The 19,885-nt window shown below is 39.3% G+C and carries 19 protein-coding genes; 7 read left to right on the top strand and 12 right to left on the bottom strand.

Translation table 11 applies throughout. The annotated features are described in order from the left end of the window. The first annotated feature begins 111 nt into the window (after positions 1-111). Entirely contained in the window at positions 112-1,770 is a 1,659-nt protein-coding gene (recN, locus tag ACZ5V8_RS06940) for a DNA repair protein RecN (protein WP_464217203.1), read from the top strand. Positions 1,771-1,891: 121 nt separating this feature from the next. On the opposite strand, the gene nudE is transcribed toward recN, so the two are convergent. Genes nudE through trhA form a run of 3 tightly spaced genes read right to left on the bottom strand, consistent with a single transcriptional unit; the run spans position 1,892 to position 3,855 of the window. Then, positions 1,892-2,443 (bottom strand): ADP compounds hydrolase NudE, encoded by a 552-nt coding sequence (gene nudE / locus ACZ5V8_RS06945; RefSeq protein ID WP_464217204.1) that lies wholly within the window; start codon positions 2,441-2,443, stop codon positions 1,892-1,894. Continuing rightward, a complete protein-coding gene (locus ACZ5V8_RS06950) occupies positions 2,433-3,149 on the bottom strand; it encodes a nucleotidyltransferase family protein (RefSeq protein ID WP_464217205.1) in 717 nt (238 codons plus the stop codon). Before ACZ5V8_RS06950 ends, nudE begins: the two co-directional genes overlap by 11 nt. Positions 3,150-3,201: 52 nt before the next feature. Further along, complete coding sequence (trhA, locus tag ACZ5V8_RS06955) at positions 3,202-3,855, bottom strand: PAQR family membrane homeostasis protein TrhA (protein ID WP_464217206.1); 654 nt, start codon at positions 3,853-3,855, stop codon at positions 3,202-3,204. 327 nt (positions 3,856-4,182) lie between these two features. Here trhA and ACZ5V8_RS06960 point away from each other — a divergent pair, with 327 nt between their 5' ends. The 6 genes from ACZ5V8_RS06960 (at position 4,183) to ACZ5V8_RS06985 (ending at position 10,435) form a co-directional block, all read left to right on the top strand. Then, the gene (locus tag ACZ5V8_RS06960; protein WP_464217207.1) at positions 4,183-5,313 is read left to right on the top strand and encodes an MlaE family ABC transporter permease; all 1,131 of its coding nucleotides are present in this window, start codon (positions 4,183-4,185) and stop codon (positions 5,311-5,313) included. Between the two features lie 3 nt (positions 5,314-5,316). Beyond that, complete coding sequence (locus tag ACZ5V8_RS06965; RefSeq protein ID WP_464217208.1) at positions 5,317-6,102, top strand: ABC transporter ATP-binding protein; 786 nt, start codon at positions 5,317-5,319, stop codon at positions 6,100-6,102. A gap of 10 nt (positions 6,103-6,112) precedes the next feature. Continuing rightward, on the top strand, positions 6,113-7,021 hold the full coding sequence (locus tag ACZ5V8_RS06970; RefSeq protein WP_440616575.1) for an MlaD family protein: 909 nt from the start codon (positions 6,113-6,115) through the stop codon (positions 7,019-7,021). Further along, entirely contained in the window at positions 7,021-7,689 is a 669-nt protein-coding gene (locus tag ACZ5V8_RS06975; protein ID WP_464217209.1) for an ABC-type transport auxiliary lipoprotein family protein, read from the top strand. The genes ACZ5V8_RS06970 and ACZ5V8_RS06975 overlap by 1 nt, the downstream gene beginning before the upstream one ends. Before the next feature lie 612 nt (positions 7,690-8,301). Next, complete coding sequence (locus ACZ5V8_RS06980) at positions 8,302-9,348, top strand: YcaO-like family protein (RefSeq protein ID WP_464217210.1); 1,047 nt, start codon at positions 8,302-8,304, stop codon at positions 9,346-9,348. Further along, positions 9,341-10,435 (top strand): TfuA-like protein, encoded by a 1,095-nt coding sequence (locus ACZ5V8_RS06985; RefSeq protein ID WP_464217211.1) that lies wholly within the window; start codon positions 9,341-9,343, stop codon positions 10,433-10,435. The genes ACZ5V8_RS06980 and ACZ5V8_RS06985 overlap by 8 nt, the downstream gene beginning before the upstream one ends. A gap of 16 nt (positions 10,436-10,451) precedes the next feature. Here the strand turns inward: ACZ5V8_RS06985 and ACZ5V8_RS06990 are convergent, their stop codons facing one another. The 9 genes from ACZ5V8_RS06990 to ACZ5V8_RS07030 form a co-directional block, all read right to left on the bottom strand. After that, positions 10,452-11,759 (bottom strand): Glu/Leu/Phe/Val dehydrogenase dimerization domain-containing protein, encoded by a 1,308-nt coding sequence (locus ACZ5V8_RS06990; protein ID WP_464217212.1) that lies wholly within the window; start codon positions 11,757-11,759, stop codon positions 10,452-10,454. 239 nt (positions 11,760-11,998) lie between these two features. Continuing rightward, a complete protein-coding gene (locus ACZ5V8_RS06995) occupies positions 11,999-12,334 on the bottom strand; it encodes a 4a-hydroxytetrahydrobiopterin dehydratase (RefSeq protein ID WP_440617727.1) in 336 nt (111 codons plus the stop codon). A gap of 102 nt (positions 12,335-12,436) precedes the next feature. After that, positions 12,437-13,261, bottom strand: a complete 825-nt coding sequence (gene phhA / locus ACZ5V8_RS07000) for a phenylalanine 4-monooxygenase (RefSeq protein WP_464217213.1) — start codon at positions 13,259-13,261, stop codon at positions 12,437-12,439. Further along, the gene (fahA, locus tag ACZ5V8_RS07005; RefSeq protein WP_464217214.1) at positions 13,233-14,582 is read right to left on the bottom strand and encodes a fumarylacetoacetase; all 1,350 of its coding nucleotides are present in this window, start codon (positions 14,580-14,582) and stop codon (positions 13,233-13,235) included. Before fahA ends, phhA begins: the two co-directional genes overlap by 29 nt. Continuing rightward, positions 14,582-14,872, bottom strand: coding sequence for a homogentisate 1,2-dioxygenase domain-containing protein (locus tag ACZ5V8_RS07010; RefSeq protein ID WP_464217215.1), 291 nt, complete (start codon positions 14,870-14,872; stop codon positions 14,582-14,584). Before ACZ5V8_RS07010 ends, fahA begins: the two co-directional genes overlap by 1 nt. A gap of 37 nt (positions 14,873-14,909) precedes the next feature. Continuing rightward, positions 14,910-15,866, bottom strand: coding sequence for a homogentisate 1,2-dioxygenase (locus ACZ5V8_RS07015; protein WP_464217216.1), 957 nt, complete (start codon positions 15,864-15,866; stop codon positions 14,910-14,912). A gap of 1 nt (position 15,867) precedes the next feature. Next, positions 15,868-16,512 carry a maleylacetoacetate isomerase gene (gene maiA / locus ACZ5V8_RS07020; RefSeq protein ID WP_464217217.1) on the bottom strand — a complete coding sequence of 215 codons (645 nt, stop codon included), beginning with the start codon at positions 16,510-16,512 and terminating at the stop codon, positions 15,868-15,870. A 13-nt stretch (positions 16,513-16,525) separates the two neighbouring features. Further along, positions 16,526-17,608, bottom strand: a complete 1,083-nt coding sequence (hppD, locus tag ACZ5V8_RS07025; protein ID WP_464217218.1) for a 4-hydroxyphenylpyruvate dioxygenase — start codon at positions 17,606-17,608, stop codon at positions 16,526-16,528. Between the two features lie 439 nt (positions 17,609-18,047). Further along, positions 18,048-19,784 carry a DEAD/DEAH box helicase gene (locus tag ACZ5V8_RS07030; protein WP_464217219.1) on the bottom strand — a complete coding sequence of 579 codons (1,737 nt, stop codon included), beginning with the start codon at positions 19,782-19,784 and terminating at the stop codon, positions 18,048-18,050. Between the last annotated feature and the right edge of the window lie 101 nt (positions 19,785-19,885).

The following is a 19,885-nucleotide window of genomic DNA, read 5'->3' on the forward strand; positions in this document are numbered from 1 at the left end:
CTTAAGACGCATCATGACAAAAAAATACGCTTAAGACAATGTTATTTTAAAAGCTTTTTAGAGCTGGATATGCTACATTTTTACCATACTTTGTCTTAAGACCACTAAATAATGCTTAACTTTCTTGGAATCAAAAACTTTGCCATTATCAAAAACGCTGAAATCCATTTCAAATCAGGCATGACAACGATCACAGGTGAAACCGGTGCTGGAAAATCTATTTTGTTAGATGCTCTAAATATCGTGCTTGGTGCACGTGTTGATAAGTCTGCATTAACTAAAGATCAGCCGTGTGAAATCTCTGCTATTTTTGATATCAGTAAAATTCCTAATGCTACGATGCTATTAAAAAGCTTTGAGCTAATCGACGACAATGAATGTTTATTGCGTCGTGTGATTCAAAAAGATGGCAAAACACGCGCATTTATCAACGGCAGTTTAGTGACCTTAACACAGCTTAAACAATTAAGTGAACAATTAATTAGCATCTATGGCCAGAATGCTCATCACAGTTTATTAGATCCTGCCAATCAATTAATGCGTCTTGATACTTATGCTGGTTTAAGTGCTGAAGTAGATGAAATTAACGCAATTTTTAAAGAGTTATCTGAGATCAATTCACTCATAAATAACGAGAAAGAGCGTATTGAAAAAGACAAAACAGCTTTAGCGTTAATGCAATATCAATATGATGAACTGGTTCAATTAAACCTTAGTGCCGATGAATTGAATGAGCTTGATCAAGAACACAAATCACTGGCTAATGCCGAGGCACAAATTCAGGTCATCGCCCAAGTCGTTGATTGCATCAATGACAATGAGCAAAGCCTATTAGGCACAATCGACAACCTAATCCATCAATTAAGCGCATATAGCGATAACCCATCGTTTAAAAACATTTATGCTCTACTAACAGAATCTACAGTCTATTTAAAAGAAGCCGAACATGAGGCAAGACACCTTTTAGATCACTTAGAGATCAATCCTGAAAAACTACAACAGATTGACCAACGCCTTAATGAAATATATCAGCTAGCGCGCAAGCACAAGGTAGACCCTAAACAGCTTTATCTGCATATTACTGAGCTTGAGCAAAAAATAAATGCTCACGCACAAAATGAGCAAAAACTTCTGCAATTAACCAAAGACAAATCACTTTTAGAGGAAACTTATCTTAGCAAAGCCAAGATACTAAGCAACAAGCGTCAAGCCGCAAGCAAAGTATTCGCCAGTGAAATTGAACAGTATATTCGTCAACTAAATATCCCAAAGGGGGAGTTTTACGCACGTATTACTCAACGTCCAACAAAACATGCCAATGGCATCGATCACTGCGACTTTTTAATTAACTTTAATCCAGGGCAGCAACCTGCACCTATTGATAAGGTCGCCTCAGGCGGTGAGTTAAGCCGCATTGGACTGGCAATACATGTCGTCTCATCGAAAAAAATCGCCCCGCCAACCATCATCTTTGACGAGGTCGATGTCGGTATTAGTGGCGGCACGGCTGAGATTGTGGGTAAGCTTCTTAAGCAAGTTGCTAAAAACGCACAAATCCTTTGTATTACTCATCAAGCACAAGTTTCTATTCAAGGTGACCAACAATTACATATCAGCAAAAAGCATCTTGAGCATGACACGATTTCTCAAGTGCTCGAACTCAATAAAGAAGAACGCATTAATGAAACAGCACGCATTATTGGCGGTGTTGACATTACTAATAAGACACTACAACACGCCAAAGAAATGTATGAGCTTTATCACAAGTAGTTATAGTTATAAGTTGAATTTCAATCACCTCTCACCCGTGCAGCTTACGCTACACGACCTCTCCCACAAGGGGCGAGGTAAGAATTTAGCGTAGCTTATTTCTTCATTTCTTTATTACCAACTATTTTCCTAGCCACTTTTTCCAGACAAATAACAAAGCGGCAAAGCTTCGACACTCGATAAACTGCGGATGCGTGATGAGTGCATCAATATCTGACAATTTCCATGGCACCACTTCTAAATCTTCCGGTTCATCTCCTTGAGCGGTTTTGACTGAAAGGCCTTCCGCAACAACTAATGAGATATGCTGCTTCATATAATTAGGTGATAAATAGACATCTTTAAGGTAAGTATAATGCTTTGCACTAAACCCTGCTTCTTCCATCAGTTCCCGATCGGCTGCTTGATAGAGTTCCTCACCTTGATCAATCGCACCTTTTGGAAAACCCAAAGTGTAATCCTCAACACCCGATGAATATTCTTTAATCAGCAAAACGGTATCATCATCAAGCATTGGTACAATTAATACCGCCTTGTGTCCATCACTTTTTGGTGCAATACGCTCATAAATACGCGTATTACCATTACTAAACGTTAAATCCAGCGCTTCAACTTTGAATAAACGTGACGCAAATAACTCTTTTTTACTATTGATAACTGGCTTAATAGCCATTACTGACCTCCTGCCAACGCTCAGGTGTTCCAACATCACACCAATTGGCATGAAACACTTCACCACTTATTGCTTTTTGTTCAATGAAAGTCTGCCAAATACTTGGTAGAGAAATACTCTCTCCGACATAAACATCAGCAAACAATGATTTCTGGCACACACTAATGCCTGTATAGGTATAACTTTGACCTATTTTATCCGTTTTATCGATAATATTGCCTTGACCATCCAAACAAAAATCCCCCTTTAGATTATGTTTAGGGTTAGGTACTAAGATTAAATGCGCCAATGATCTCATGGCTTTACTGTGATCAATAATATGTGAGAAATCGTAATCCGTCATCACATCAGCATTAACCACAATAAAGGGGTCACTCAGCCATGGTAACGCTCGAACAATCCCACCACCGGTATCATAGGCATCTAAAGGCTCATACAGGTAGCAAATAGTTATTCCCCAACGCCTACCAAAACCAATCTCATCGACAATTAACTCGGCTAAATAAGCAACATTAATCACGATAGTGGTTACTCCTGCGGCAACAAGGCGCTCTATTTGCCATTCAATCAATGACTTGCCATTGACTTTAATCAGTGGCTTTGGCGTGTGATTGGTCATATCCCTCATTCTACGTCCACGTCCTGCTGCCAATATCATTGCGCTAACATCTTGCTTCATCTGTTGTGATCTTATTCCATTTATCATTAATATTTTTTCTCATTGTTAACAAATCATATAATTCAGCATTAGTCTAGGCTTAACTCATCCCCGCAATATAAAGGTAGATTGCAAAAAAATGTGCAACACTGCCAGCTAGTACAAATAAATGCCATAGAAAATGACAAAACTCAATTTTCTCGTCAAGCATGTAAAAAACAACACCACTGGTATAAAGCACACCACCTAAGATAATCCACATCAAGCAGGCACCAGGTAATGCCTCAACGATCTGCACAATAAAACCAATCGCCGTCCAGCCCATAATGACGTAAAGTGCCGTGGATAACCAACCGTCTCCAAAGAACAGTACCTTGTAGATAAATCCGGCAATTGCCGCTCCCCATAAAAGCGCAAAAATAATCCAACCATAAACGCCTGATAACGCGATCAATGCAATTGGTGTATAGGTGCCGGCAATCAAGAAATAAATGTTCAAATGGTCGACTTTGCGCAATATTCTTTTAAGCTTTGGCTTGGACACACCATGGTAAATACTTGAAGCACCATACATTGAGATCAAGCTGACGCCATATATCATTACGGCAACCACGTTAATTGTATAACCTGTCGAAGCGGCTTTAACCAACATCACAATAAGCGCCACGATACTAAAAAGTGCACCAATAAAGTGCGTCAGGGTATTCAAGAACTCTTCACGTCGTGAGTAAAGAGGGTTAGAAGCAGTAGCCATGACTCCCCCTCCATTTAAGTTTTCTTCTTTTTTCAACAACATATATTTTGGTCGATTTTTATTTCAAACGTTGCTATTTTGCGCTATATATAGCCATTAATCAAAAGCTAATAACGATTTTATGTCTAAAAATTTTGTGCTCGCGTCTTCATCACCTTACCGCTTAGCATTAATTAAAACCTACGCACTTAATATTGATGAGTCAATATTGCAAGATGAATCCACTTACTCTTATGATTTAATCTCTTTTACATCCTTTTAATCTTTCCAATATTAGCGATAACCCTCTATACTTTGAAACAGTTGTTCGTTATGTTGGCGCCAAGGATGAAAAAAGAAAGCAAGTCAAAAATTACTACGATGAATAAAGACGATGCAAAATTTCATGTCAGTGCTGAAACGCTCACTCTAACAGGGCAATGGCATTGGCAATCGCTTGATCAAAGTATCTTAGCAAAAATCAAAAATATTAAAGAGCAGATTATGTGTATTGATACACAAAAAGTTGAAAAGCTAGATATCTCTGGCGCTTACTTTATCTATAAAATTCAACTGTTTTTTTTGAAGGCTGCCATTAAATCGACTCATACTCAACAAAGCTTGATCGACCTTGTTCATAAAAATTACACTTCCTACGACAGTCGCTTGCAACCTTTAAATACTTATGAAAAGGTTTATCAAATCGGTGAGCAAACCACGAGTTATATCAAAGACAGTAAAAATCTCATCGCTTTTATTGGTGCAACAGTGATGAGTTATTTACAAGTCATTCGTACACCTTTTGCTACTCAATGGCGCCTATTGCTAGATATCGTTATTCAAACAGGAGTTAAAGCCATCCCGATTGTATCATTACTGTGTTTTTTAATCGGAATTGTACTTTGCTATCAGATCGGTTCACAGCTTAAAATATATGGTGCTAATATCTTTGTTGTCGATCTTTTGGGCATTTCACTATTACGTGAGTTTGCTCCTTTAATTACCGCAATTATTGTTGCTGGTAGATCCGCCTCATCCTATACAGCAGAACTTGGCTCAATGAAAGTCCAGCAAGAAGTTGATGCACTTAAAACCTTTGGCATCAGCCCCATTAAACGTCTGATATTACCGCGCATTATTGGTATGATGATCTCCCTCCCCTTACTCATTGTTATTGCTGATATTATCAGTTGTCTCGGTGGCATGATTATGGCCAAAACCTCTCTTGGCATTAGTTTTTATGATTTTTTACAGCGCTTTTCCACAGCGGTTTCATTTAATAACTATCTGACAGGACTGATCAAAGCACCCTTTTTTGCAATTATTATTGGTGCTGTTGGTTGCTATCGCGGCACCGTTGTTAAAAACAACTCTTTAAGTATTGGACAGGAAACCACTAAAAGTGTGGTTTACGCTATCTTCTTAATTATTGTGACTGATGCCTTATTCTCAATATTATTTAGTGCGGTAGGGATATAAATCATGCAAGACATGAAAAAGCAACCAATCATCGAAGTAAAAAATCTAGGCACTTGTTTTGATAATGTCTGGGTGCATAAAAATTTGGATCTGACCATTTATCCTCACCGTATTACCTCAATCATTGGCGGTAGCGGCTCGGGCAAAACAACATTGATCCGTGAAATACTCATGCTGCAACCGGTGACTGAAGGTGAGATATTTCTGCTCGGGCAAAAAATTTCTGATTTGTGTGATGATGAAATCAAACGTCGTCAATTTGCGAGCCACATGGGCATGATGTTCCAAGGTGGTGCACTCTTTAGTGCCTTAACAGCACTCGAGAATGTGATGTTTCCCTTACAGGAATATACTAAATTTAGTCGCGACATTGTCATTGATCTGGCACGTTTGAAGCTTAAAATGGTCGGCTTATCTGAAGATGCTTATGCCAAATATCCCTCGCAATTAAGTGGTGGCATGCTTAAACGTGTCGCACTTGCACGCACTTTAGCACTTGATCCTGAGATTATATTTCTCGATGAGCCCTCAGCTGGGCTTGATCCACATTCGACCTATGAGCTAGATCAATTAATTTTAAAACTAAAACAAGATTTAAACTTATCCATTATCATGATTACGCATGATTTAGAGAGTATTTGGCGCATTGTCGATGAAGTCGTCTATATAGACCAAAAACGTATTCTTATTCATGATAGCGTTGAGAATGCTGCTAAAATGACACAATATGAAAACCTTAATAACTTCTTTAATGGCGCTAAAACCACTAAAGAAGAAAAACAATACTAGGATCGTAACCATGAAAAACAATCGTTACTTTGTTGCAGGTTTGTTTATTATCATTACCACCATTGTGATGATTTTTATTGGCTTTTGGCTTGCTTTTGGTTTAAAGGATATAAAATATGACACTTATATCGCACGCTTTAATGAATCAGTGACCGGATTAAATGTCAATGCCGCGATTAACTATAATGGTGTCAATGTGGGTAAAGTTGAAAGCATTAATATTGACAAACAAAATCCAAGCACTGTCATTGTCGTGATGCAAATTCAACAAGGCATTCCAATCTACAACACCACTTACGCAAGTCTGGTGCCACAAGGGATTACAGGTCAAGTATTTATCACCCTATCCCTTTCAAATAATTCTCACCGATATATTGTTAAACCCAAAGATGCGCCACCATTTCCTATGGTTAAAACCAAACCTTCATTTTTAACAAATATTGTTAACCAAATGAGTAACGTTGCGGAACAAGTCACTTTGATTTCAACACGCGTCGCTAAAATCATTAGTGATGACAATGTTCAAAAAATCAACCATATCGTTAGCAATGTTGAAGATATTTCTAACTCGCTTGCCACTAGCAGTCAGAATATTCATCAAAGTATTGAGTCATTAAAGGTCATTTTAAAAAATGCTGCCAAAAGTTCTAGCGAGCTTGAGCAAATTGCCCATAACATTAACCATGGTTCAAAAGCAGTTGCTCGCGCCTCTGAAGATGTTAGCAAGTCGATTACTAGCTTTAATAATCAGACCCTGCAAGGGGTCAATAATATTTTATTACCTCAACTTGCGCAAACGCTTAACAATATTAATGAAACATCCGTTCAGTTATCTGACCTGTTAAAGAAAATGAATCAAAACCCATCGATCCTTGTGCGCGGTGAATTGCCAAGGAAGCCTGGTCCAGGAGAGCAATAATGTATAGACCCACTCAATTTCTCAAAATATTAAGCATTGCAACCAGTATTAGCATCATCACCAGCTGTGGTATTTTATCCCCAGTTAAAAGTCCTGAAGTTAAACAATATCAAATTATTGCACCAAATTTACAGATGACCCGTAATATCACTGGCGCTGAATTAGTGATTCAAAAAACTGAAAAACGATTTGATTTAACGCTGTTTATCGCGCCCTTAACCGCAGATCAACCATATAACTCAACCCAGATGTATTATCGTGAAAACAATTATGAATTAGCAAGCTATACACATAACTTATGGGCAGCTGATCCTGAGCAGATGCTCAGCAAAAACTTACTACAAAGCCTACAGGAATATCATAGCTTTAAGAATATCGTGTCGAGTAACTTTATTGGCTACGCAGACTATCGTTTAACCGGCAATCTCAATCAACTGACTCAAGTAATCAAAGACAATGAAAGCAATGTTGTTCTATCTGTGAGCTTCACGTTAACAAATGCCAATAGTGGTCAAGCTGTTGCCATTAAAACATTTACCTTAAACAAGAAAGCGCAAGCAAATGCTAAGAGCTTTGCTAATGCCACTAACGAACTTGCTGCCGATTTATCTAGAGCATTAAACGACTGGCTTATCACGCAACCGCTAGCAAATAATACCAACAACTAAAGCCATGAAAAAATGTATGGCTAATTGAATTAAAATTAAATGAGATTTATCAGATAACTTTATTGCCATAAATCAAATTACATGCTAACATCCGCTTATCTTTGTTTCTTCATCAAGAAACTTGCTTGCTAGATTTTAAAAGTCAGCGTGGGGGTAACAACACTGGGGGCAGTGTTCTCGAATGACTATCAACATAGGAATGCTGATAGTCGTTTGTGGCTTAATTTTGCGATGCAGCATAAAACGGATTGCAAAGCAATCAAACATCAGTTCAAAAAAGATTGATATACAGTCAATTCTGTCTTTTTTGACAGTATTTATCGTATTTCTCCTGCTTTTTACTTGTCTAGACACTAATGATCGTTATACTCGAGTTATGAGTTCAGCGAATGAGATTGTCCCCAATCAATCTGCCGCGAAACTGCCCCTCCCCCAGTTAGCAAGCAACGGAATACTCGGCAAGGATCAGCGTTGAACTCCAACCATTTTTCTAAGAACCTCCTAAAAGACTTTAAAGCAAATAATTTTAAGCTTTTGCTACTTTAGTCATAAATATTGTTTATGACTCATGTATAATGACCATTTCTTAATACAATAAAAAATACATACAATATGTCGACTTTAGATAGCGCACTGCGTATTAAAACGCCGCTTGAAACATTAGAAATCATTAAAGCTTATTTACCTCAAGCCAAGATTACACGTCTGGCTAATTTAACGGATCTTGATGATAGTAAAATCCCGGTATACACCTCTATTCGTCCATTGGGTAAATCACTATCAACCAGTCAAGGTAAGTCATTTTCACATGATGCAGCAAAAGTCAGCGCTTATATGGAAGCACTTGAACTATACTTTGCTGAAGAAGTTAAGGCTAAGTTATATGACAAACCATTTGAGAAAAGCAGTCACTTTATCTCACCCAATCAACTCTCTAGCAACATTGTTTATCAAGACGATAAAGAGCATAATTGGTGCCAAGGTAAAAGCTTTCTAACCGATCAAGGCTATTATCTACCCTTTCAATTTATATCCATTGACTCGGGACACCCTGATGTTGTAATCCAAGCGACTGATACCACGGGTATTGCCTCGGGTAATAGTTATGACGAAGCCTTAGTGCACAGCTTATTGGAGTGCATTGAACGCAAAAGTACTGCTTTAAAGAGTCAGCAATTTAAACTCGATATTGAGCACATTTTTTATGACAAAATCGCCTTACTTCATCATGTCGAATTCAAATATTATCCGAACCCTTATGGCATTCCAGTGGTTGGTTGCCTAATCCAAAGCAAAGATAAAACAGCCAATCAAATGGTTTTTTCAGGTTATGGTGCGCATCTTAACAAAGAGATTGCCCTTAATCGCGCATTGACTGAAGCCATCCAATCCAAAGTTACTACCATTGCCGGATCTCGTGATGACTTATTTAAACATGCTTATGAGAAATCAAACCTTAAGCTTAATCCAGAAGCTTATGAAATCAGCTTTAGTGAAATTTCTGAGCATAAAACCAATAGCATAACTGAGGCATTAGTGCTACTTAAGGGCGCTCTTCGCAAAGCCCAACAAGATGCACTCATTCATGTTTATCACAGTGAGAAACTCACCTTTTTAAAATCCATTTTGGTCAAACAGGAGGTGCTTGATAATGCTTGATCTAACCAAACTTCAGATCGATGTTTTTGCCGAGACAAGCATCACTCATGCTGAGATTAAAACACATCTGCCGCATGCACGTCTGCATACTTCAGCGAAAACAGGCGATATATTACGCGTCATTCCAGGGAGTAACATTATTATTCTTATTGATGGCAATTTTGATTTCACTAACTCGGTTTGGCATAAAGAGATTCTTTGTGCACTTGAAAAAGGAATTACCGTCATTGGTGCAGCATCAATGGGCGCTTTGCGTGCTGCTGAGCTTGATGCTTTTGGTATGATTGGTTCGGGTTTTGCCTATGAATGTTATAAAAAAAATATCACCGATGATGATAGTGAGGTAGCAATTAACTACTATCGCTTGGGTGATGAGATGATACAAACAATTCCTAGTATTAATATTCGCGCAACCTGCGATGCCCTTATCGATAACAAGCTATGCACACAGCAAGCTGCTTATGAACTTTTTAATAGCGCGCACAATATCTTTTATAAACGTCGCACTTGGCAGGCTTTACAAAGCACGTTAACCGCTGATGCATTTAATCTACTGAAAACGCATTATGTCAATGCAAAATATAACGATGCCTATCAGTGCATCACGCAATTAGCTGACATTATAGATAAGACAAAAACACAAGAAGACAGAACATCGTTCACAACCCCTTCCACCATTCCGCTTAACAAACTAAAACAAGACACTTTTTGCAGTGATGAGTTTGCTGCCCTTTTATTTGTTTTGCAGAGGATGCATGATCAAGATGATTTTAAACATTCCGATTTAGATATCGCTCATCAAGCGCAAGAACTTAACAAGCTGACGCAGTGGCCAGTTAACATCTGCGCGTTTGCACTATGTCAATTAAAGCGTACAGGCATTGCATTAACCGGTCTTGGCTTTATGCGCTCACTCAATATCATCCGCCTGAACCTTGGATTGAATGATGGTGAGGTCTTTAAACAGTGGTGCATTGATAAACAATTAGATATGAATCTTGTTGAAACTACTTTTAGAAACCTTTTGCTCGTCAAACGTCTTGCCAATGCCTATGCGTGTGAGCATCAACTTAATTATGGGTTTTAGGAAGTGGATTAGAAAACTAAAGAATTGCAATGCCCGGCGTGTGATTGTCTTGATTTTTCTTAGCCGATTGCTTTAGAAAGTTGGCTGTTTTATCTGGCAAATCAATATTCGTTAACGCAAGATCATAAAGGCTTGCTGTTAATAAACGTCCGCCGGTCATCGTAAATGCTTTATCTATTGCATTATGCATAATGGTTTTTATATCTTCAAAAATATAATCAACTGATATTTTATCTTCAGGCGTTGACATCATCGTATAAAAAGTTCGCGCCATGCCCATATTGGCAAGGAAATCAGGCACTACTGCAAGCTTGCCATCGACATATTGTGAGCACAACCCATAACAGTATTCATTTTCAACAAATGGATGGTTTGCGCCACATACAATAAGTTCAAGTCCTGATTTTTGCATTTGATTAATAAAGTCTTTATCAACAATATTAGATCCAGCTGCGGGGATTAATACGTCAATATTCGCAGATATGAGTTGTTGGTTAAACTCTTGATGTGTCAGATTATCCGTTAATACATTAAGCACTCTGCGGCTTTTAACAACCTGATTGATTTCATGCTCGCTTAACCCTTTATCACGAATAACGCCAGCATCCCGATCAGTCATTGCAACAATTACAGCACCTGCCTGATGCAAATAAAAAGCAGCGGCTGCACCTACATTGCCCGCACCTTGAATATAAATACGCTTATTTTGAATACTTTCATTGCGCGCATGATAATAAGCAATCGCTGTTTGTGCCACACCGAAACCTGTGACCATTTCAGCAAGTTTAATATCTGCCTGCCCCACTTTAACACTGGCGTTTAGCAAGTGCATATTGTGATAAGCTGCTTGCGTTTTAAAGTGGTCCCCCTGACAAAATGCGTGAATAATCCCTTGTTGTGAGTTATCGACTCCTAAACCACGCAACAAATGATTAATCTTATGAATATCAGTATTTAAATCACTACCTGTACCATAATATTCGGTTAATAAGGGACGAATGGCCTCATACCAACGCTCAAGAATCGCATATTTTTCAGGATGATCTGGGTCAATACGAATACCCGTTTTCGCCCCGCCAATTGCAGGTCCTGATAGCGCAAATTTAATCTCCATAATTTTAGCTAATGTGGTGACTTCTTCTAAAGTAATATGCTCATGCACACGTGTACCGCCACCTGCAGCATTACCACGCAACGAGTTAATCACTAAAAAACCGCGTGCAGTAGAGCGTTTATCTTTCCACTGAAAGGTAATCTCGGGTTCCTGTTGCGAGAAATGCTGTAAACGATCAACCACACTATTTTGAAAATCCGTTAAATTCATTTTTATTCCCTTTATTCCTTTTGCTTTTTAAACTTTACTAAAATCTCCTTTTCTAACCGTAGGGGCGTATTGTATACGCCCTTGTATCTATACACCCTCACACATGTAGTGATAATGCAAAGATAAGCTGAACTTCAATTATCCACCTCACCCGCGCAGCTTAAGCTGCACGAGCAATCCCACAAGGGCAGAGGTGCAAGGCGTTGCAACTTATTCTTGGCTCATTACATATTCAATCATTAAGCTAATAACGCATCGACTTTAGCGGCACAAATAAAATCATTTTCCGTCAAGCCATCAACAGCATGTGTTGTGAAATGCACCACACAACGATTGAAACTCACTTCCAGATCTGGGTGATGTCCTTCACTATTGGCAACCCATGCCACAGCATTAACAAACGCCATGGTTTTATAAAAGCCTTTGAACTCAACTGTTCGTGTTATCTTCTTGCCACATGCGCTTAACTGCCACAATGGCAGTTTTTGCAAATAGCTTTGAGCCTCTTTAATTGTCATTGGTGTAAAGTCACCATATTCACAAACTTGGCATTTCTTATCTAGTAAATTTTCCATGATTTCTCCTTAAATTTTCAAAAATCGTAGGGGCGTATTGCATACGCCCTTGTATTGAATACGCCCTTAGATTGCATAGGTCTTCACATCACATACTGCTTTTTATTCAATCAACTCAATCCCTTCGTCTTCTAATGGTTTTTCTTTTTTTGAGAAAAGTGCACTAAACTCTGGCAAGGCCTGAGATTTTTTAATTAAATCAATAAAGTCGTCCTTTAATACGTTATAAATGCTTTCATATGAATGGACGATGTAATAAACCGGTTGATAAATATCGATACGATATGGCGTTCTTAATATATTTAAAGCATCAAATCGTTCATAACGCACCTTAGGGTCTTCAAGTGCATAAACCGTCTCACCCATTGACGATAAAATCCCACCGCCATAACAACGCAAACCTTGCGGGGTGTTAATTAAACCAAATTCAACAGTAAACCAATAAAAGCGTGCTAATAACCTTTGAACATCAGGCGTTTGCCCAACACCCAACTCTCCATAGCGCTGCATAAAATCAGCATAAACCGGATGAGCTAACATCGGACAATGACCAAATAGCTCATGAAATATATCTGGCTCTTGTAAATATTTAAGCTCCTCTGGCGTGCGAATAAAGGTTGCACATGGGAACTTTCGCTCAGATAATAACTTAAAAAAACGATCAAAACCAATCAATGCAGGCACCGGCTCAACCGCCCAGCCTGTGACTTTCTGCAGTTTTTCATTGATCTCAGGAATCTGTGGAATACGATTAACTGGAAAATCAAGAAATTCCAAACCTTTTAAATATTCATCACAAGCACGCCCTTGAATAATCTTAAGTTGTGCTTCCATCAGTGTTTGCCAAGTGTTGTTTTCTATTTCATCATAGACAACAAACCCACGATAATCTGGCTTTTTAGAAACATACTTGCTGTTTGTTTTCATGCCCATTCTCCCTTTGAGCGTTGTTGTTTGTAAGTGTAGCTGAAAATGGCACAATTTCGCCAACAAGCTCGCCAAAACCTACTTTATAACCATTTCCTTGGCAAAATCCTGCTATACGTGCAACGTCACCATCTTGTAAAAACACGCGCTCATCGCCATTTCTCAAAATAACTGGGTGCTTACCACCTTCGGTAATTTCTAAGAAACAACCCAAGCTATCCTTTGTTTTGCCGCTTATGGTTCCTGATGCCAAGATATCCCCTGTCACCATCGGACAACCATTGACACTATGATGCGCTAGCTGCTGCATCATATCCCAATACATATATTTATAATTAGTGGTTGAGATTAGTTCATAATTTAGCGTTTTAGCTGGTTTAATCGATAATTGCAGCTCAACATCCACTGCCCAATTTTCTTTACGTTTGAGATAACTTAAAACGTCAGTCTCTTGTTTTGGTGATGGCACACGAAATGGCTCTAATGCATCTAAGGTCACAACCCATGGCGAAATAGAAGTTGCAAAGTTTTTTGATAAGAAAGGACCTAATGGCTGATATTCCCATTTTTGAATATCACGCGCACTCCAATCATTGACAATCACCATACCGATTACATGCTCAGGCGCTTGGTCAATTGTAACCGGTTGTCCATGTTGTGAAGGCATACCAATAATCGCCCCCATTTCCACCTCAACATCTAAGGCTTTAGATGGACTAAAGATCGGTGCTTCATCAGGATTTGGTTTGATTTGTCCATTTGGACGCACGACTTGTGTACCACTGACCACAACGCTTCCCGCTCGCCCATCATAGGCAACCGGTAAATGCAACCAGTTGGGTAATAACGGATTATCTTTATCACGAAACATCTTACCGACATTCTCAGCATGCTCACGTGAGGAATAAAAGTCCGTAAAGCCTTTAACATCAATCGGTAAATAAAGTGTGCAATCGCTTTGCTTGATGAGCACTTTATCTTGTAATGATTTATTATCACGTAAGACGGCTGTTTCAGTATTTAATAAATCACTGATAATCTGCCTTAATTCACGCACCCTTTCACGTCCATATTGAAATAGATCATTCAAGGCACTTATTTGTGTCAAATCAAGATCAAAATCACTCAGCAAGTCCTCGCTATAAGCAGCTTTAACATCAAAAACATATTGCCCAATAGCAACACCAATACGTTTTTTAGTTTTATCTTCGCCCGTTTTGCTAAAAATACCAAAAGGCAGATTTTGAATGGGAAAGTGACTGTCTTTATCTATTTCAATAAATGATTTTAAGTTAGGATTGTTCGCTTTGATTGTTAACATTATTCGATGACCTCTTTTGTAAACTGTGCTTTTAATGATGACCAACAATTCAGATAATTAGGCTGACGTAAATCACTCATTAACGCAAACTCGGTTAATTGCCATGGCAGGCGTGATTCAAACATAAACGCCATGGTGTTTTGATAGCGCACGGGATTAAGCTTAGCCTGTGATGCATGAGTAAATGTATCATAATCAGGACCATGTGCTGACATCGGATTATGTACACTCACACCTCCTGGCTGAAACCCTTCACCTTTAGCATCATAGACACCCGTTAGTAGTCCCATGCATTCGCTCATGATATTGCGATGATAATAAGGTGGTCTAAAAGGTGTCTTCTCCCACTACCCAACGCGGTGGGAAAATGACAAAATCAACATTTGCCGTGCCCGTATTGAATGATGGTGCGGTAAGTACTGTAAAGATACTGGGATCAGCATGATCTTTGAGCACGGTATTCACAGGGCAAAATAGATCAAGATCATATTTATACGGGTATAAATTGCCATGCCATGCAACAACATCTAAAGGGGAGTGGTTAATCTGACCTTGCCACAATCGCCCTTGGTATTGGCAATATAACAGAGCCTTTTGGGTTTTATCCTCAAATGAGGCAACAGGTGCCAAGAAATGGCGCTCTTCAGCTAAGCCATTCGCACCAATGGGACCACGCTCTGGTAAATAAAACGTACTTGCATTAGATTCACAAATATAACCACGTGCGTGCTCATCAAGTAATTCGACAGCGTAACGCACACCGCGTGGAATAACGACCACCTCATGCGGTTTTGCTTCAATGACACCATATTCTGTTTTAAAACGCAGGCGCCCTTGTTGCAACACATAAAGCCAATCACCATCAGCACTGTAAAAATAACGATTCTCCATCGATTGGTTGATCGCATATAAGTGCACTGCTGCTGCCTCGTTATACATCATTGTTACCAAGCCATTCATAAGGTCAGTATCTTGCGACGGTGTAGCTAAAGCACTCCAGCGCATCTGCTCAGGAGGCGTTAACACATCATCACGATAATATTGATTGCGCAATAAAGTATTCTTAACTAATGTGAATTTTGGGCTATGTAACACCGATGGGCGAATACGATACTGCCATGCTTTGAAATTTTGCGCGCGTGGCGCAGTAAAAGCACTGTTATTGACTTGCTCAGCGTATAAGCCAAAGGGGGCTACTTGTGGTGAGTTACGGTCTTTAGGCAATGCACCTTTAAGTGCCTCACTTGCAAAGTAACTATGAAACCCCAGCTGGTAATCCACCATTTTATTCATCCTCCTTAAGCATAACCTGCTCAGGCGAGGCATCAAAAAATGCCGGATGCTTCATAGCATGCGCATAGATTCTCTGAATCGTTGGAAAGCTGCTGATATCCACATTGAAGCGCTTGGCATTAAACACTTGTGGGATAAGGCAGATATCCGCCAAAGTAATTTCATCACCAAAACAATATTTACCTGCCGTTTGTTGTAGCGTTTGCTCTAAGGCTATAAAACCTAATTGCACCCAATGCGCATACCATTTCTTAATTTGTGCTTCATTGGCTGCAAATTCAGCCTTCATAAAATTAAGTGTTCCTGAGTTATTCAAGGGATGAATATCACAAGCTATCGTCAAAGCAAAAGCTTTAACCTTAGCCTTCAATACGGGATCAATTGGATAGATTGAAGGTTTAGGATACTTATCTTCTAAATAATCAATCATTGCCAACGATTGCGTGATAATGAGATTACCATCTTGTAGAGAAGGGACGCGTGATTGCGGATTAATTGCTTTATAGGCGCTTGAGAATTGCTCGCCACCATGATTGATTAAATGTATCTCTTTTGATTCGTAACTGATCTTTTTAAGTTGCAAAGCAATACGTACACGAAAACTTGCGGATGAACGAAAATAATCATATAAAATCATCTTATGTCCTTAATTATTTATGCTCTTGGGTACTTAACACGCCACGCTCAATTTGATCAAGCTCAATTGAGTCAAACAGTGCTTGGAAGTTGCCTTCACCAAAGCCATCATCACCTTTGCGCTGAATGATTTCAAAAAATACCGGACCAATCACGGTATTGGTGAAAATCTGCAATAAATAGCCGCCCTCTTTAGTTGGCGCACCATCAATTAGAATACGATTTTTCTGCATGCGCTCAACGGACTCTGGATGATACGGCAGACGCTCATGCGTTTTGGTGTAATAGCTATCAGGCGTATGCATAAACTCAACGCCTGAATCTTTTAGTTTTTCAACCGTCGCAAAGATATCCTGACTTTCCAAAGCGATATGCTGAATACCCTCACCATTAAACTCACGTAAAAACTCTTCGATTTGCGAATGATCATCGGCAGATTCATTGATTGGAATTTTGATTTTTAAGCACGGACTCGTCATCGCTCGACTCAATAACCCCGTGAGCTTTCCTTCAATATCAAAATAGCGAATTTGACGAAAATTAAATAGATCAATGTAGTAATTTGCCCATTTATCCATATTGCCGCGAAAGACATTATGTGTCAGGTGATCGATATATAACAATCCACACTCATTGTGTTGCATCTGATGTTTCGCATCAGGAATCATTTCAAACAACCCACTATCAATAATTGAAGCATAATCCGTTAAGTAAAGCTTAGTATCGGCAATACCATGAATAACCTCAATACTTTGTCCATGCCAGTCATCAGTATTTTGCGTTTTTAATTTGGCTCCTTTTTTGATGCAATGCGCTAACGCATGCTCAACATTTTCAACCACAAAGCCCATACCACATGCGCCCGATTGATGTGTCTCTTTAAACGCTTTAGCAAAACCTTGTGATTCGTTATTCAACAAAAAGAAAATATCATTTTGTTGCCATAGCTCAATAGTTTTGGTTTTATGCTGCCCAACCAAGGTAAAACCCAAAAGGCTAAACAAATCACGCATTTTTTGTGGCGTTGTGCTGACAAATTCCAAGAAACTAAATCCACGTGTTCCCGCTGGATTTGTCGTGATATCCATTTTACTCATTCCAATCTCCTTGTTGCTGTAACACCCATCATTAAATGATTAGATCTCTCTTTCACACATAATGAAAAATCGATACAAAACGGAATACTCCAGATAATAACCCGCTGAATTATGCTAAGTATATACAGGATACGCCCCGTTTAAATGGCGTTAACATAGCATAGCTTGGCTGGGTTTTCATCCAGATCACACAGGAAAAATGAAAAAATATTGAAATTATTTTAAAGCGGAAATTATTCTACAACCCGAAGAATTACTTTGCATATCTTGGCTTCGACTTACACTCAGCCAATGTTAGCTATAAACCGTACCCTGAGCAGGGTAGAAGGGTGAATTTAAGATATAATCGCACTATGGCTTCGACTTACGCTCAGCCAACACTTCCGTAGGGGCGTATGGCATACGCCCACATATTGCATACGCCCCTATGTCTCAACAATTATCTTTTATCTTCTTTGATTTCCAGTTTCTTACCAGCTACCCACACTTTCTTTAGATGCTCGATAGCATTCTTTGGTGTATCGCTCGGTAGGTCAACGGTACTAAATTGATCGAATAATTTGATATGTCCGATATTGCGACTATTAATACCCGCTTCATTGGCAATGGCGCCAACGATATTGCGCGGTTCAACGCCATCACTGCGACCTACCTCGATGCGATACGTCGTCATATCCATATCTGGTGAGCGACGCGCCCCTCTATCACGACCGCCACGCTCATCACGACGATTGCTAAAGCGATCATTTCTATCACCTCGACGACCATCACGTCCGCCGCGCTCTGAACGATCAAAACGATCAGATCTTTCTGACCTTCTTGACTCTTGAACCTGAATTTCTTTAACAAAAAGTTTTTTGTCGCCTTGCGCTAAAAAAGCAAGGGCTGCCACTATATCATCGGCTTCCGTACCATACTCAGTCGCAAAATCTTGCATTAACTCTTTAAACTTACTTAAGTCTTTGTGACGGATAATCTCAGCTGTTTCATGTTTGAAACGCGCAACACGTTTTTCAGTAATTTCTTTCGCACTTGGTAACTGCATTTCTTCCATCGTATGACGAATAACACGCTCAAGCATGCGTATTTGACGTAAGTCTCTGGTATAAATCAATGAGATTGCATCCCCTTCACGTCCAGCGCGTCCCGTGCGACCAATACGGTGTACATAGGCTTCATTATCTTGCGGTAGATCATAGTTGATTACATGGCTAATACGCTCAACATCCAGACCACGTGCGACAACATCTGTTGCCACAAGAATGTTAATTTTAGAAGCTTTTAACTGATCGATTATATATTCACGCTGGTTTTGTTGGATATCACCATTGATTGCTGCAGCTAAGTGACCGCGTGCTTTTAAGCCATCTGCCACTTCAATGGTTGAGGTTTTGGTTTTGACAAACACCATCACACCATCCGTGTCTTCAACTTCTAATATACGATCAAGTGCATCTAATTTAGATAAACCTTTAACGACCAAGAAACGCTGTTTAATTGTTTTGGCAGTTGCTGCTTTTGTTTTGATCTGTACTTTACATGGCTCGCGCAAGTATTCATTGACAATATTTAATACATCACGTGGCATGGTTGCTGAGAATAATAAACGCTGACATGCTTCAGGCGTATGTGACAACACCCATTTAACATCATCAATAAAGCCCATACGTAGCATTTCATCGGCTTCGTCTAATACTAATGCTTTTAACGCATCTAGCTTTAATGTGCCTTTACGCATATGATCCATCACACGTCCTGCCGTACCGACAACGACCTGTACACCGCGACGCAATGCCTGAATTTGACGACCATATTCCTGGCCACCATAAATAGAAACAACTTCAAGCTTGGCAATATTTTTAGAAAAAGATTCAAACGCTTCAGCAACCTGAATCGCAAGCTCACGTGTTGGTGTTAACACCAACACTTGTGGCATACGTTCTTTGCCAGATAAATCCATGTTATTTAGAAGTGGTAATGCAAATGCTGCCGTTTTACCCGTTCCAGTTTGCGCCTGCCCTAATACATCACGACCTTGCAATACAAACGGAATAGTATTTGCTTGAATTGGTGTGGGCGTTTGGTAACCCATCGCTTCAATAGCGGACATTAGCTTTTCGTTTAAGCCCAAATTATGAAAGCTTAATTCTTGAGACTCATTATTCTCGGTATTCATAGTAATTTAAAACCCAAAAGTTATGATACCCATCACTGCCCCTTCTGCGTTTTAAACGACTACAAACGATACGCGACGAGTATGTTGTTGATAAATTCAAG

It is taken from the genome of Cysteiniphilum sp. GTC20157, from assembly GCF_055396795.1.

What these genes read in the sequence shown, in the direction of transcription:
- recN (WP_464217203.1), top strand. Translation starts at nt 112, where the DNA reads ATGCTTAACTTTCTTGGAATCAAAAACTTTGCCATTATCAAAAACGCT.
- nudE (WP_464217204.1), bottom strand. Translation starts at nt 2,443, where the DNA reads ATGGCTATTAAGCCAGTTATCAATAGTAAAAAAGAGTTATTTGCGTCA.
- ACZ5V8_RS06950 (WP_464217205.1), bottom strand. Translation starts at nt 3,149, where the DNA reads ATGATAAATGGAATAAGATCACAACAGATGAAGCAAGATGTTAGCGCA.
- trhA (WP_464217206.1), bottom strand. Translation starts at nt 3,855, where the DNA reads ATGGCTACTGCTTCTAACCCTCTTTACTCACGACGTGAAGAGTTCTTG.
- ACZ5V8_RS06960 (WP_464217207.1), top strand. Translation starts at nt 4,183, where the DNA reads ATGAAAAAAGAAAGCAAGTCAAAAATTACTACGATGAATAAAGACGAT.
- ACZ5V8_RS06965 (WP_464217208.1), top strand. Translation starts at nt 5,317, where the DNA reads ATGCAAGACATGAAAAAGCAACCAATCATCGAAGTAAAAAATCTAGGC.
- ACZ5V8_RS06970 (WP_440616575.1), top strand. Translation starts at nt 6,113, where the DNA reads ATGAAAAACAATCGTTACTTTGTTGCAGGTTTGTTTATTATCATTACC.
- ACZ5V8_RS06975 (WP_464217209.1), top strand. Translation starts at nt 7,021, where the DNA reads ATGTATAGACCCACTCAATTTCTCAAAATATTAAGCATTGCAACCAGT.
- ACZ5V8_RS06980 (WP_464217210.1), top strand. Translation starts at nt 8,302, where the DNA reads ATGTCGACTTTAGATAGCGCACTGCGTATTAAAACGCCGCTTGAAACA.
- ACZ5V8_RS06985 (WP_464217211.1), top strand. Translation starts at nt 9,341, where the DNA reads ATGCTTGATCTAACCAAACTTCAGATCGATGTTTTTGCCGAGACAAGC.
- ACZ5V8_RS06990 (WP_464217212.1), bottom strand. Translation starts at nt 11,759, where the DNA reads ATGAATTTAACGGATTTTCAAAATAGTGTGGTTGATCGTTTACAGCAT.
- ACZ5V8_RS06995 (WP_440617727.1), bottom strand. Translation starts at nt 12,334, where the DNA reads ATGGAAAATTTACTAGATAAGAAATGCCAAGTTTGTGAATATGGTGAC.
- phhA (WP_464217213.1), bottom strand. Translation starts at nt 13,261, where the DNA reads ATGAAAACAAACAGCAAGTATGTTTCTAAAAAGCCAGATTATCGTGGG.
- fahA (WP_464217214.1), bottom strand. Translation starts at nt 14,582, where the DNA reads ATGTTAACAATCAAAGCGAACAATCCTAACTTAAAATCATTTATTGAA.
- ACZ5V8_RS07010 (WP_464217215.1), bottom strand. Translation starts at nt 14,872, where the DNA reads ATGGGACTACTAACGGGTGTCTATGATGCTAAAGGTGAAGGGTTTCAG.
- ACZ5V8_RS07015 (WP_464217216.1), bottom strand. Translation starts at nt 15,866, where the DNA reads ATGGTGGATTACCAGCTGGGGTTTCATAGTTACTTTGCAAGTGAGGCA.
- maiA (WP_464217217.1), bottom strand. Translation starts at nt 16,512, where the DNA reads ATGATTTTATATGATTATTTTCGTTCATCCGCAAGTTTTCGTGTACGT.
- hppD (WP_464217218.1), bottom strand. Translation starts at nt 17,608, where the DNA reads ATGAGTAAAATGGATATCACGACAAATCCAGCGGGAACACGTGGATTT.
- ACZ5V8_RS07030 (WP_464217219.1), bottom strand. Translation starts at nt 19,784, where the DNA reads ATGAATACCGAGAATAATGAGTCTCAAGAATTAAGCTTTCATAATTTG.